Genomic DNA, 14,049 nt, shown 5'->3' with positions numbered 1-14,049 from the left:
GCATCTTTTCTTTCTTCTCTTTGTATAAAGAAATAGGTTTAAGGAAAAGAAAATGAGCAAGTTTGCTATCGTATTTCCAGGTCAAGGCTCACAAACTGTGGGTATGCTTGCTGAACTTGGCGAACAGTTTGAAGTCGTTAAACAAACTTTTGCAGAAGCATCGGAAGCTCTAGGCTACGATCTTTGGGCGCTAGTCCAAAATGGCCCTGCAGAAGATCTAAACCAAACACACCGTACACAGCCTGCGCTTCTAGCATCATCAGTTGCTATCTGGCGCGTTTGGCAACAACAAGGTCTAGAGCAGCCAACTAACCTAGCAGGTCACAGCTTAGGCGAATACTCTGCACTAGTATGTGCTGGTGTCATTGATTTTAAACAAGCCATCAAACTTGTTGAACTACGCGGTCAGCTAATGCAAGAAGCGGTACCAGCAGGTACAGGTGCAATGTACGCAATTATCGGCCTAGATGATGATGCGATTGCTAAAGCGTGTGAAGAAGCGGCACAGGGCGAAGTGGTATCACCAGTTAACTTTAACTCTCCAGGTCAGGTAGTGATCGCTGGTAGTAAAGATGCGGTTGAGCGCGCTGGTGCACTGTGTAAAGAAGCTGGCGCTAAGCGTGCTCTTCCACTACCAGTATCAGTACCATCTCACTGCGCGCTAATGAAACCAGCAGCTGATAAGTTAGCAGTAGCACTTGAAGAGATCGAATTTAACGCACCTCAATTGCCAGTGATCAATAACGTTGATGTTATTGCTGAAACTGAACCTGCAAAAATCAAAGCTGCATTAGTTCGTCAGCTATACAGCCCAGTACGTTGGACTGAGAGCGTGCAACTAATGAATGAACAAGGTGTAGAGAAACTGCTAGAGCTTGGCCCTGGCAAAGTGTTAACTGGCTTAACAAAACGAATTGTTAAAACACTAAGCGGCGCAGCAGTAAACGATACTGCCTCTCTTGAAGCTGCTAAGTAATTTTAAGGACATAGGAATAACGAACATGATGAACCTAGAAGGTAAGATTGCTCTAGTTACGGGTGCAAGCCGTGGTATTGGTCGCGCGATTGCTGAACTACTGGTTGAGCGCGGAGCGACAGTCATTGGTACTGCGACTTCTGAAGGTGGTGCTGCTGCAATCAGCGAATATCTTGGTGAAAATGGTAAAGGTCTAGCACTTAATGTGACTAACGTTGAGTCTATTGAAGCAACACTTAAGACTATTAACGATGAGTTTGGTGCGATTGACATCCTGGTTAATAACGCAGGTATCACACGTGACAACCTACTGATGCGAATGAAAGATTCAGAGTGGGATGACATCATCGATACCAACCTAACGCCTATTTTCCGTATGTCTAAAGCAGTACTTCGCGGTATGATGAAAAAGCGCGCTGGTCGCATCATCAACGTAGGTTCTGTTGTTGGTACTATGGGTAATGCAGGTCAGGCAAACTATGCTGCGGCTAAAGCTGGTGTGATTGGCTTCACTAAGTCTATGGCACGTGAAGTGGCTTCACGTGGCGTTACTGTCAACACAGTAGCACCTGGCTTTATCGAAACAGACATGACTAAAGCTCTGAACGATGAGCAACGTGCCTCGACGTTGTCAGCGGTTCCTGCGGGTAGATTGGGTGACCCACGTGAAATTGCATCAGCGGTTGTGTTCCTAGCTTCTCCAGAGGCGGCATATATTACTGGTGAAACTTTGCATGTAAATGGCGGCATGTACATGGTGTAAATCGCTTACCTTGCAGTATTAGTGAACTTTTTCATTAAATTTCATTCAAAATTCTGCGGGTGAAGTAAATTTGCACTTAATGTCGTTAACTTGGCTATTTATTCTCGTAAAAATAGCCTATAGTTTGTGACTATTGACATAAACGTGCGCAAGTTTTGTGCATGATTTAAGTCAAAAATGTATTGAATTTCGGTTAAAATCGCTAAAATTGTGGTTTGACCAGCAAGGTCCCTCTTGCAACTTTCAGTAGTTCGAATAAACTACTGAATCATCGCATTAGGCGAAATCTGTAAAGGAAAAGAAAAAATGAGCAACATCGAAGAACGCGTAAAGAAAATCATTGTTGAACAGCTAGGTGTAGACGAAGCTGAAGTTAAGAACGAAGCTTCATTCGTTGATGATCTAGGTGCTGATTCTCTAGACACTGTTGAACTAGTAATGGCTCTAGAAGAAGAATTTGACACTGAGATTCCAGACGAAGAAGCTGAGAAAATCACTACTGTTCAAGCTGCAATCGACTACGTAAACAGCGCTCAGTAATCTATCTCTCCCAGGCGGCCTTCTGGCCGCCTGTGTTCTTTTTAACCCTTCTATCCTTCCATAGAATCATTTCAATCCCGGAGAATAATATCGTGTCCAAGCGTCGTGTTGTTGTCACTGGCATGGGTATGTTGTCACCGGTAGGCAACACCGTAGAATCATCTTGGAAAGCCCTGCTAGCAGGTCAAAGCGGTATCGTGAATATCGAGCACTTTGATGCTGAAAACTTTTCTACTCGCTTTGCGGGTTTAGTAAAAGGTTTTGACTGTACTGAATACATGTCTAAAAAAGATGCACGTAAAATGGATCTCTTCATTCAATACGGCATCGCAGCAGGTATCCAAGCTCTAGATGACTCTGGTTTACAAATCAACGAAGAAAATGCTGCTCGCGTTGGCGTTGCTATCGGTTCAGGCATTGGCGGTCTCGATCTCATCGAAACCGGGCATACTGCCCTTGTTGAGAAAGGTCCACGTAAAGTGAGCCCGTTCTTCGTACCATCAACCATTGTAAACATGGTTGCAGGTAACTTATCTATTATGCGTGGTCTTCGCGGCCCTAACATCGCGATTTCGACGGCGTGTACTACAGGTCTACACAATATCGGCCATGCGGCCCGTATGATTGCATACGGCGACGCAGAAGCTATGGTTGCGGGTGGTGCTGAAAAAGCATCTACTCCACTGGGTATGGCAGGCTTTGGTGCTGCGAAAGCACTTTCTACTCGCAATGATGAACCTCAAAAAGCATCGCGTCCTTGGGACAAAGACCGTGACGGTTTTGTTCTTGGTGATGGCGCAGGCATGATGGTTCTAGAAGAGTACGAACATGCGAAAGCTCGCGGGGCTAAAATCTATGCGGAGCTTGTTGGTTTTGGCATGTCTGGCGATGCTTACCACATGACTTCTCCAAGTGAAGATGGTTCAGGTGGCGCTCTAGCGATGGAAGCAGCAATGCGAGATGCGGGTATCACAGGTACTCAAGTTGGTTATGTGAATGCTCACGGCACCTCTACACCAGCCGGTGACGTTGCTGAGATTAAAGGCGTCAAGCGCGCACTAGGTGAAGAAGGCTCTAAGCAAGTGAAAGTTTCTTCAACTAAGTCTATGACCGGCCACTTGCTTGGTGCTGCGGGTTCTGTTGAAGCGATCGTTACGGTGATGTCGCTCGTAGATCAAATGGTTCCACCAACGATCAACCTAGACAATCCAGAAGAAGGCTTAGATATTGACCTAGTTCCACATACTGCTAAAGAGGTTTCGATGGATTACGCTATCTGTAATTCGTTCGGCTTCGGTGGTACGAATGGCTCTCTAGTGTTTAAAAAAATCTAAATACCTTCTGAGTTAGATTAAATAGACGGCTTAGTGCTTTGGCATTAAGCCGTTTTGTTATTTAATGGGTTATAAATTCGCAATCAGTGATAAAAGGATATGACATGTTCATGGTGAATGGAGTCTATGCAGATTCAATTTCATTGACTGATCGCTCGTTCCAATACGGTGATGGCTGTTTCACGACTATGCTAACGCGTGAAGGCGAGATATGTCGGTGGCCACTGCATGTTGCTCGTATGAATGCTTGTTTGGATACGCTGCGTATTCCACGCCCAGATTGGAACGAGGTTGAAGGTTGGCTTAAACAAATGGCCCGTAGTGATAATAAAGCCGGACTAAAACTGCATATCAGCCGCGGCGAAGGAGGCAGGGGATATAGCCCTACTCAAGTGACCTCACCAAATGTTACTATTAGCGACTTTATTTATCCGGCACATTATGAACAATGGCAGCAGCAAGGTTTAGTTCTCGGGGTGTGTGACTTACGACTTGGCCATAATCCGTTGCTTGCGGGGCATAAGCACAACAACCGACTAGAGCAAATTCTGTTAAAAGCTGAGCTTGAACAGCGCTCCTTTGCTGATGGAATTGCACTAGACATCGAAGGGAATGTAATTGAGACCACAATGGCAAATTTGTTCTGGTTTAAAGATTCAACCCTGTTTACGCCAGTTTTGGACAAAGCAGGGGTAAGTGGTGTGATACGCCGAGATGTTCTAGAGTGGGCAGCTATTCAAGGGATAAGTACTCAAATTGGAGAGTTTAAACTGGCTGAAGTGATGGAGGCTGATGAGGTCTTTGTGACTAACTCAATTTTGGGCGTTGCACCGATTCGAGCGATTAGTTCGCACCAGTTTGATATTGGAAATACAACCAAACGAATTCAGGAGATGATCGAGTCGTGATTAAAAAAATCACTCTATTTTTACTGCTTGTTGCAGCAATCGCTGCAGGCGGCTGCGTCTATATTGTCAAACAAGTTGAGCAGTATCTCAATCAACCACTTCAAATCGAAGAGTCGCAGATCTTTACTATTGCGTCTGGGACCAGTTTTAATCGCGTACTCGAACAACTTACAGAGTCAAAAATGATTGACACGAGCGACGTGGTGAAGCTTGTGCGTCGTTTCCATCCTGAGCTAGCTCAACTGCGTGCTGGCACTTACTTATTGGTGTCAGATTCAACGCTGAAGAGCGCTTTGAAACAGTTTAAACAGGGCAAAGAGCACCAATTCTCGATTACTTTTGTTGAGGGTTCAAACTTTAAAGAGTGGCAAGAAACTATTCAAAACGCTCCTTATCTTAAGCATGAATTAGATGGCTTAAGTGAGGCCGAGATCGCCGAAAAACTGGGCGTTCAGCACCAAAAGCTTGAAGGTCTACTGCTTGCGGAAACCTATCACTATACGTTTGGTGCCTCGGACTTAGATATTCTTAAGCGTGCCGCCGATAAATTACAAATGGTACTTGATGAGCACTGGGCGACGCGCCAAGATAAGTTGCCACTCAAGACTTCTTATGACGCACTTATTCTCGCCTCGATTATCGAAAAAGAAACTGCAGTGGAATCTGAGCGAGAGCGCGTTGCGGCAGTATTCGTTAACCGGTTAAACAAACGTATGCGCTTGCAAACCGATCCAACAGTTATCTACGGAATGGGTGATAAGTACGATGGTAATATCCGCAAGAAAGACCTGCGTACACCGACACCTTACAATACCTATACTATCTTCGGTCTACCACCTACGCCGATCGCTATGCCCGGAGAAGCTTCTATTCAAGCGGCTCTAAATCCAGAAGATAGTAATTATCTTTACTTTGTTGCGAGTGGTAACGGTGGACATGTATTCTCAAAAACATTGGCCGAACATAACCGAGCTGTTCGAGCTTATTTAAAACAATTAAGAAGTAATAAATGAATAACGCGAAATTTATTGTCATTGAAGGTCTAGAGGGTGCAGGTAAAAGTACGGCTATAAAAGCAGTATTAGAAGCACTGAGAAATACTGGTGTCGAACACATAAAAAATACGCGTGAACCAGGCGGTACGGCATTGGCTGAGCAGCTACGCACATTAGTTAAGCAAGAGCATGAAGGCGAAGAGCTGCAAGATATGACGGAGCTGCTGCTGATGTACGCCGCGCGTGTTCAGCTTGTCGAGAATGTAATCAAACCTGCATTGGCTTCTGGCAGTTGGGTTGTTGGTGATCGCCATGATATGTCTTCTCAAGCTTATCAGGGGGGGGGGCGTCAGATACCGCGTGAAACCATGACGGCACTTAAACGCACCACCTTAGGTGACTTTAAACCTGATCTGACTATCTATCTCGATATCGATCCGAGAGTAGGCCTTGAACGTGCTCGTGGCCGCGGGGAGCTTGATCGAATTGAAAAAATGGATATGAGCTTTTTCGATAGAACCCGTGACCGCTATCTAGAGCTTGCTCAGCTAGACGAATCTGTTGTTGTCGTCAACGCGGAGCAAAGTATTGAGCAGGTTGCTGACGATATCTCTAAAGTGGTTGCCGAGTGGGTGAGTGCGTAACATGAGCGATTTATACCCTTGGCTTTCTCCGCTATGGAAGGAGTGGCAGTCAAATTTACAAGCGGATCGGTTTTCTAATGCCGCGCTATTGATTGCAGACGAGGGGATGGGAGCTCAGCAGCTAGTTGAACATTTTAGCCGCGCAGTGATATGTCAAAACTATCCAGCTGAAGCTTGCGGTTTTTGTCATGGCTGCCAGTTGATGGAATCTGACAGTCACCCAGACTACCACGTAATTAAGCCAGAGAAAGAAGGTAAGGCGATCACGGTTGAACAAGTTCGTCAGTGCAATCGAATTGCTCAAGAGTCTTCTCAGCTATCTGGGCTGAGGTTGTTTGTGATAGAGCCTGCCGAAGCGATGAATGAGTCAGCAGCTAATGCTTTGCTGAAAACGTTGGAAGAGCCGTCGGCAACTTGTATGTTCTTACTAGTGACCCACCGTGCTAACTCACTGCTACCGACTATAACTAGTCGATGCCAGCAATGGCACCTTACCGTACCTGAGTCCTCTGTGGTGACGAATTGGCTTAGCGAACAAGCAGAAAAGCCAGTTCCTACTTATGCCGCGCATATAAATGGTAATGCACCATTAGCAACGCTTGAGTTTATCAATCAAGATAAAATGAGTCAGTATGCATCGATTGAATCAGAATTCATCGCACATTGCCACAATCAGGCAGATGTGACTAAGCTTGCTAAAGAGCTAGCTTCAGAGCATGCCGAGTATCTGAACTGGTTGTGGTACTTGTTAACCGATACGCAAAAAGTGCACTACGGGTTGGCAATGCCGTTCTTTACTCCGGGTGCTGAAAAGTTGGCTCAGATCGTCGAATATCAACGCCTGTACATCCAGACGCAGGAACTTGTAAAGCTCACGCAACAGTTAAGAACACATACGGGGCTTAACGCAGAGCTGCTTATATTAGATTGGCTTTTCAAATTCAACGGGGAAATATGTTTGTAGATTCTCACTGCCATTTAGACAAACTGGACTACCAAGAACTCCACCAAGGAATAGAAGATGTTGTCGCTAAAGCAAAGGCGGCAAACGTAAATGAGCTTCTATCTGTCGGTGTCACACTCGACTCTTTTCCCAACATGTTGGAAATGATAGAGCCATTTGACAATATCTATGCTTCTTGTGGTGTTCACCCACTGGATGTGGAAAGTGATTTTGCTCTCGATCGTTTGCACGAATATGCCTCACATCCTAGAGTTGTGGCTGTTGGGGAAACAGGACTCGATTACCACTATCAACCTGAAACCGCAGAGCTGCAAAAACTTCGATTCGAGCAACAGGTCGATCTTGCCGTTAAGCTAAATAAGCCTTTAATCATACATACGCGCAATGCGCGGAAAGATACGTTAGCTATTTTGAAAAATGGCAATGCAGATTACTGTGGTGGTGTGATTCATTGCTTTACAGAGGATCTCGAGTTCGCGCAAGCGGCGATGGATCTCGGCTTTTACATTTCAGTTTCTGGCATTGTAACCTTCAGACAAGCAACAGAACTCAAAGAGGTGGTCAAAGCGCTGCCGCTAGAAAGGTTACTTATTGAAACGGATTCTCCCTATTTAGCACCTGTCCCTCATCGCGGTAAACAGAACCAACCTGCATATGTTGTAGAGGTTGCCTCTTATATCGCGCAACTGAAGGGGTGCTCATTGGGGGAGGTTGGAGAAAAGACCAGCGAAAACTTCAGGAATCTTTTTTTGAGATAGAAAAAGAGTTTTGGGTAAAAAAGGAGCGTTGGCTCCTTTTTTTTGTAATCAGCATCACAGGTAAACGCTTTTTGGGTGTTGTTTACTAAATTTGTTGAACTTGAGAGTTAAAAAAGTGCTCAGTGTAATTTTGTTACATAAAATAACAAATGACTCTATTTTATTTACCCATCAAAATTAATCGATATTTTTAATAACAAACCTAATATCAATGGTTTATGTCTTTGAAATGCATTTCAAAAGTGTTCTCTGATTGTGATCTAGCTATTAGTTTGAAACTAAATTTCGTAACTCGCTAGAAAGATTGATGAGCAACACTATATATTTAGAGGCAGAAAATATAGTGACATAAGTGGTTACATTTTTTCAGGGTGCTAACATTTAAGGCTACGGGGGTGTGCCGTTAGAGCCCAATAATTCTTATAACTTTTCAGGAGCATAAACATGTTTAATAACCTTTTTGCCAACCTGCAAAAAGTTGGTAAAGCTCTGATGCTACCAGTATCGGTCTTACCAGTTGCAGGTATTTTACTAGGTGTCGGTGCTGCCGACCTAGGCTTCATTCCAGAAATCGTTTCTAACCTAATGGAACAAGCTGGTGGCTCAGTATTCGGTCAAATGGCGCTGCTATTTGCTGTGGGTGTTGCACTTGGCTTTACAAACAACGACGGTGTAGCAGGTCTTGCTGCTATCGTTGGTTACGGCATCATGACTGCAACGCTAGGCGTTATGGCTGGTGTTATGGGCGTTGAAAAAATCGACACTGGTGTACTAGGTGGTATCCTTGTCGGTGGTGTTGCTGCTTGGGCATTCAACCGTTTCTTCAAGATTCAACTTCCAGAATACCTTGGTTTCTTCGCTGGTAAGCGTGCTGTGCCAATCATTACTGGTTTCGCGGCTATTGGTCTTGGTATCCTTCTTTCTGTCGTATGGCCACCAATTGGCGGCGCGATTGCATCTTTCTCTGATTGGGCTGCTCACCAGAACCCACAAGTTGCATTCGGTATCTACGGTATCGTTGAGCGTTCTCTAATCCCATTCGGTCTACACCACGTGTGGAACGTACCATTCTTCTTTGAAGCAGGTACTTGCGTTAACGCTGCTGGCGAAACTCAAAACGGCGTACTTACTTGTTACCTAGTTGCTGATGAAGCATCTCGTGCTGCTGGTAATGGCTTCGGTCAACTAGCGGGTGGCTACATGTTCAAGATGTTCGGTCTACCAGCTGCTGCTATCGCTATCGCTCACTCTGCTAAGCCAGAAAACCGCGCGAAAGTAATGGGTATCATGGCATCTGCTGCACTGACTTCATTCCTAACAGGTATCACTGAGCCAATCGAATTCTCATTCCTATTCGTTGCTCCGCTGCTATACGGTATCCACGCTCTACTTGCTGGTTCTGCATACATTGTTGCAAACACTCTAGGTTTTGTACACGGCACTTCATTCTCACACGGTCTAATCGACTTCCTAGTTCTGTCTGGTAACGCACAGAAGATGGGTCTAATGATTGCTGTTGGTCTAGTTTACGCTGCAATCTACTACGTGGTATTCCGCGCAGTTATTAAGGCAATGGACCTTAAGACTCCTGGTCGTGAAGATGAATCTGAAGAAGCAGTTGCTACTTCTGGTTCAGACATGGCAGGTGAGCTTGTTGCAGCATTCGGCGGCAAAGCTAACATCACTGGTCTAGACGCATGTATCACCCGTCTACGTGTTGCAGTTGCTGATACAGAAGCTGTAAATCAAGACAAACTAAAACAACTAGGCGCAGCAGGCGTAGTGGTTGTTGCAGGTGGTGTTCAGGCTATCTTCGGTACTAAGTCTGACAACCTGAAAACTGAAATGGATGAGTGGATCCGTAACCACGGTTAATTCCCACTGACTCATCAAGTTTAACAAAGGAGGCTTCGGCCTCCTTTTTGTTTTTGAAGCAGGGGCGGGCTGCGCTTCGCTTCGAGAATCGAGATCGGACTTCGTCCTCCGAGAGGTGATTATTGGTGTCTTATCTCAAGTTGTTGACACTCGCTGTTCCTGGAAGGCAAAATCATCTCGCATCCCACCTTCTGTCTTTATCCTCACCTTTCTCTGACATCTTTGCCCCCCCAAACTCGGACAATCGCACACTGTTTTATTTTGTACTAGATGGCATGGATATGAAAAAATATGGAATCTCCACTGTGGTTGGCGTATTGGCAATGGCGGGCAGTGTTTCAGTGGTCGCCGAAGAACCTAAATCGACAGATCTATCTGTTGGAATGGCATTAGATCAAGGGCTGAGTGTGGTGGTCGAGCTTGATAATCAGTACCGCTTTATTGTTGGCAATGATGGCGGCGCTTTTGATTACATTCTAAAACGTGGCTCATTTGAAGCGAATACCCCAGTGACTTGGTACGTCGGTGCTGGTGCATGGAGTGAGTGGGAAGGTAAAGATTTTGGTGCTCGCCTCCCTTTAGGGCTTAATTGGAATTTGAGCAAAAGCTGGAATATGTATGGTCAAATACACCCAGAGCTTAACCTATACGGCGGCCCCGAGCTGCAAATTGGTGGTGCAATCGGCGTTAAGTACTCTTTCTAGTTGCCATCATTTTCCTCAGAAAGCTCTTGCGTTAGATGAGATTAGTTAAAAATGGATAGTCAATCCTAAGTTGGCCGAAAACTGATTCATCCAATCAGTTTTAAACTTGATGATGCAAGAGTTGTCACCTGTCGTCGGCAAGTTACACACACCGCTTGTGTCGTTGTCGACGACCGTTCCCAACCAGCGGAGCTGAGTATTGATTGCAACAGTATCGGAAAAGTTGTACTCAAAGCCACCAAAAATACTAGCCGAGAACCCTAGTTCTTTGTTGACCCAGTCTGCATCTACGTAAGAGCCGCCAAGCCCTATGCCTAAGTAAGAAGAGATCTTATCTTCAATTGGATAGTAAACGCTGCTTTGAAAGTGTAGGTAGTGAATAGTGGTACTTACGTTGACTGTTTCGACATCTGTGTTTTGAGTGGCATAGAACAGACCTAATCGCCCGGTGTCGAAATCTGTTTCAATAGAGAGCGCGAAACCTTCCGAACCCTTTAAATCAAGCTCTTGTTGATTTTGATCCTCAACGCTTCCCCCCACGGTGTAACCAACCCAAGGGGAGATATACATCTCTGCATTCGCGACTAAACTCATCGTAGATAAAACTAACGTTAACGGTATCAGTGCTGGAGCGTTCATTCTTTATCCTTAATTCGATAACCATATGCTACTAATTGTGATGCTAACGCCATAATTCCGCACGAAAATTAGGTAATAATTGAAGATACCTCACAAGGATGTTATTACTTTGTTACACAATAAGGAGGTGTCTATGGAACACAATCTAAAATACGCCCTAGTGATTACGGCTGTTGTCTTCGCTGTTTTACTAGGTTTTGGTATTACCGCGATTACTACTGCGTAGCCTATCAATGAAGAATTGCGGTGTTATTACCAACGCTGCTGTACAACTTGATGCTCAACGATTGAAAAAGTACACCGGCGGTAAAAATGCATTGGTTGCTCAAGGGGGTGGCCAAAGAGGGATTTTTACTTCTGGTGTTATTGATGCTTTCCTCCTGTCTAATTTTGACCCATTCCACGCTTTCTATGGCACGTCAGCAGGTGCCCTCAACTTATGCGCATTTCTGTGTCGGCAAAGAGGAATAGGGCAATCGTTTATTCTCGATCTTACGACTGACCCTGAGTTCTTCCATCTTTTCCGTTATATTCGACACAATAAATACATGGGTCTAGATTGGGCGCTAGACAAAATATGTGATTACCCTTACCGCCTAGATATAGATATGGGTCGTAAAGTACTGGGCAAGCGTCAGGCGTTTGCGGCCGTAACCGATACCAGCAGGCTGTTCGATCACTACCTTCCGATGCTACAAGACGACTGGAGGAAAGTGCTGATTGCCACCTGCGCGATCCCTCGTTTGTATAATCAACCTGTTCAGTTTTCACATGGAGAATATGTCGATGGCGGTGTCTCTGCCTCTATTCCTGTTCAGGAAGCGTGGCGCAAGGAAGCTCGCTGTATCGTTGTCATCCGCACTGAAGGAGAAGATCTGACAACAGATACCGAAGAAGTCGATCAAGAGCCGCCCGTCGAATGGCTACGAGATTCATTCAACGTGATCCAAGACCACTGGCAAGAAAAGTTAACTCGATGGAAGCAAGATTGGAGTGTGTTCTTTAATGAACAAGTGCAAAAATCTCGGCAAGAGAAAACGGATAAAATGCATCTAGAAGTCCTCAATGGTGGGCGTTGGTTGTTTGGTGCCGATGATATTTATCGCTTAAGCCATTTGTTAGGGGATAAATTTGATTCGGGTTTAGCTGACATGCTGATGGTGCACTACCAGACGTATTCTTTGACTCAAGACTTTTTACATTCACCGCCGGATGATTGTTTTATTTTACAGATTAAGCCAGACCAACCGCTGCGTTCGAATTCTTTGATGAGTGAAAGGCAAGATCTGCTTCATGACTATCAAGTTGGGCTTGATGCGGGTTTCCAGTTTGTTGAGACGTTCTCTAAGTGTATTGATAAACCTACTTTTGCCCTAAAATGCTGAAAGGAGCACAAGGCTCCCTTCAGTGAAATGCCAATCGACGACTATGCGGCGAGTATTCGCATGCAGTTGGTTGAACCGACCACATCCATAACGTCACCTTGGGTAATGATAACCAAGTCACCATCGTCGAGAAGGCCTCTTTGTTTTAATGTTGCTACGGCCGCTTCAGCGGTTTCTAAGCCAATATCCGACTTATCATCAAAGAAGACAGGGAAAACCCCTCTGTAAAGCGCTGAGAGGTTCAGAGTGCTTTCATTACGTGATAAAGCAAAAATAGGTAAGCCTGAACTCAAACGAGACATCATCAACGCGGTACGGCCTGATTCGGTTAAAGTCACAATCCCTTTAACTCCGCGCATATGGTTGGCAGCAAACATTGTCGACATCGCGATGGTTTCTTCTCCGGTTTCAAATACTGAGTCCATTCGGTATCCAGAGCGGTTAACCGCAGACATCTTTTCCGCCCCTAAACAGACTTCAGCCATTGAGCGAACCGTTTCTAATGGATACTTACCTGCGGCTGTTTCACCGGACAGCATTACTGCGTCTGTACCGTCTAATACTGCATTCGCCACATCCATGACTTCCGCACGGGTTGGCATTGGATTCTCCATCATCGATTCCATCATTTGCGTTGCGGTAATGACGGTTCGATTAAGGGCTCGCGCACGACGAATCAGTTGTTTTTGCACCCCGATTAATTCAGGATCTCCAATCTCTACCCCTAAGTCGCCACGTGCTACCATTACCGCATCAGAGGCGAGAATAATGTCATCGATGTTTTCTTCACTCTCTACGGTTTCAGCGCGCTCGACTTTTGCCACTAAGCGTGTTTGCAGACCAGCATCTGTTGCAAGCCTGCGCGCGTATTTCATGTCTTCGCCGTTACGGGGGAAAGAGACTGCAAGATAGTCAACCTTGATTTCAGCGGCTAGTTTAATGTCATTTTTGTCTTTGTCGGTGAGTGCTTCTGCCGATAACCCACCGCCTTTCTTGTTGATGCCCTTATTGTTCGATAGAGGGCCACCGATAGTGACTTTTGTCCGAACCTGAGACTCAGTAACTGCAACTACTTGTAGCTGAACTCGGCCATCATCAAGCAATAAGATATCGCCTGTCGAAACGTCATTGGGCAACTCTTTGTAGTCAAGCCCGACAGCGTCTTTGTTTCCTTGCCCAGCTTCCAATTTGTTATCTAGGGTGAATATGTCGCCTATATTGAGCTGGACTTTGCCGTCTTTGAAGGTTGAGACACGAATTTTTGGGCCCTGCAAATCACCGAGTATGGCTATGTGGGTGCCTAGCTTAGCAGCTATGTTGCGCACTCTGGTCGCCCGTTCTCTGTGATCATCCGCGCTACCATGTGAGAAATTCATTCTTACTACATTGACGCCCGCTTCGAGAATTGCTTCGAGCACGCCGGGTATATCGGTAGAAGGTCCAAGAGTAGAGACAATTTTTGTTCTTCTTTGGATTGAGGTCATTCGGAGCTCCTTGATTGATGTTGCCACCGTCAAATTTAGGCGGCACATATGCTTTGTTTCCATTCTTAAGTGCACTAGGC

Annotated in this window: 15 protein-coding genes; 13 read left to right on the top strand and 2 right to left on the bottom strand. The window is 45.3% G+C overall.

Translation table 11 applies throughout. The annotated features are described in order from the left end of the window. Positions 1-52 precede the first annotated feature (52 nt). The 11 genes from fabD to APB76_RS11620 all read left to right on the top strand — a co-directional run bounded on the left by fabD (position 53) and on the right by APB76_RS11620 (position 10,461). Positions 53-976, top strand: a complete 924-nt coding sequence (gene fabD, locus APB76_RS11670; protein WP_049843683.1) for an ACP S-malonyltransferase — start codon at positions 53-55, stop codon at positions 974-976. Between the two features lie 28 nt (positions 977-1,004). Then, a complete protein-coding gene (fabG, locus tag APB76_RS11665; protein ID WP_054961685.1) occupies positions 1,005-1,739 on the top strand; it encodes a 3-oxoacyl-ACP reductase FabG in 735 nt (244 codons plus the stop codon). A 306-nt stretch (positions 1,740-2,045) separates the two neighbouring features. Then, a complete protein-coding gene (gene acpP / locus APB76_RS11660; protein ID WP_004406112.1) occupies positions 2,046-2,279 on the top strand; it encodes an acyl carrier protein in 234 nt (77 codons plus the stop codon). 92 nt (positions 2,280-2,371) lie between these two features. Continuing rightward, entirely contained in the window at positions 2,372-3,613 is a 1,242-nt protein-coding gene (gene fabF / locus APB76_RS11655) for a beta-ketoacyl-ACP synthase II (protein ID WP_054961595.1), read from the top strand. Between the two features lie 104 nt (positions 3,614-3,717). Then, entirely contained in the window at positions 3,718-4,521 is an 804-nt protein-coding gene (gene pabC / locus APB76_RS11650) for an aminodeoxychorismate lyase (RefSeq protein ID WP_054961596.1), read from the top strand. Beyond that, entirely contained in the window at positions 4,518-5,534 is a 1,017-nt protein-coding gene (gene mltG / locus APB76_RS11645; RefSeq protein WP_054961597.1) for an endolytic transglycosylase MltG, read from the top strand. The genes pabC and mltG overlap by 4 nt, the downstream gene beginning before the upstream one ends. Next, a complete protein-coding gene (gene tmk / locus APB76_RS11640; protein WP_054961598.1) occupies positions 5,531-6,160 on the top strand; it encodes a dTMP kinase in 630 nt (209 codons plus the stop codon). Before mltG ends, tmk begins: the two co-directional genes overlap by 4 nt. 1 nt (position 6,161) lies before the next feature. Next, positions 6,162-7,124 carry a DNA polymerase III subunit delta' gene (holB, locus tag APB76_RS11635; protein WP_054961599.1) on the top strand — a complete coding sequence of 321 codons (963 nt, stop codon included), beginning with the start codon at positions 6,162-6,164 and terminating at the stop codon, positions 7,122-7,124. Then, positions 7,115-7,882, top strand: coding sequence for a TatD family hydrolase (locus tag APB76_RS11630; protein WP_054961600.1), 768 nt, complete (start codon positions 7,115-7,117; stop codon positions 7,880-7,882). The genes holB and APB76_RS11630 overlap by 10 nt, the downstream gene beginning before the upstream one ends. 444 nt (positions 7,883-8,326) lie before the next feature. Next, positions 8,327-9,757, top strand: a complete 1,431-nt coding sequence (gene ptsG / locus APB76_RS11625) for a PTS glucose transporter subunit IIBC (RefSeq protein WP_049843690.1) — start codon at positions 8,327-8,329, stop codon at positions 9,755-9,757. A 281-nt stretch (positions 9,758-10,038) separates the two neighbouring features. Beyond that, entirely contained in the window at positions 10,039-10,461 is a 423-nt protein-coding gene (locus APB76_RS11620) for a hypothetical protein (protein ID WP_054961601.1), read from the top strand. A 45-nt stretch (positions 10,462-10,506) separates the two neighbouring features. On the opposite strand, the gene APB76_RS11615 is transcribed toward APB76_RS11620, so the two are convergent. Continuing rightward, positions 10,507-11,100 (bottom strand): outer membrane beta-barrel protein, encoded by a 594-nt coding sequence (locus APB76_RS11615; protein ID WP_054961602.1) that lies wholly within the window; start codon positions 11,098-11,100, stop codon positions 10,507-10,509. A 133-nt stretch (positions 11,101-11,233) separates the two neighbouring features. On the opposite strand from APB76_RS11615, the gene cydH reads away from it, so the two are divergent. Together cydH and APB76_RS11610 are read left to right on the top strand one after the other, a co-directional pair. Continuing rightward, positions 11,234-11,326: a cytochrome bd-I oxidase subunit CydH gene (gene cydH / locus APB76_RS22950; protein ID WP_150114958.1), complete on the top strand. Its 93-nt coding sequence runs from the start codon at positions 11,234-11,236 to the stop codon at positions 11,324-11,326. A 7-nt stretch (positions 11,327-11,333) separates the two neighbouring features. Next, positions 11,334-12,485: a patatin-like phospholipase family protein gene (locus tag APB76_RS11610; RefSeq protein ID WP_049843693.1), complete on the top strand. Its 1,152-nt coding sequence runs from the start codon at positions 11,334-11,336 to the stop codon at positions 12,483-12,485. A gap of 41 nt (positions 12,486-12,526) precedes the next feature. Here APB76_RS11610 and pyk read toward each other — a convergent pair whose 3' ends face one another. Beyond that, a complete protein-coding gene (gene pyk, locus APB76_RS11605) occupies positions 12,527-13,969 on the bottom strand; it encodes a pyruvate kinase (RefSeq protein WP_049843694.1) in 1,443 nt (480 codons plus the stop codon). Positions 13,970-14,049: the final 80 nt, after the last annotated feature.

The organism is Vibrio bivalvicida, from assembly GCF_001399455.2.
In the GTDB taxonomy this organism is placed as follows: domain Bacteria; phylum Pseudomonadota; class Gammaproteobacteria; order Enterobacterales; family Vibrionaceae; genus Vibrio; species Vibrio bivalvicida.
This window is presented reverse-complemented; position numbering and strand designations above follow the sequence as displayed.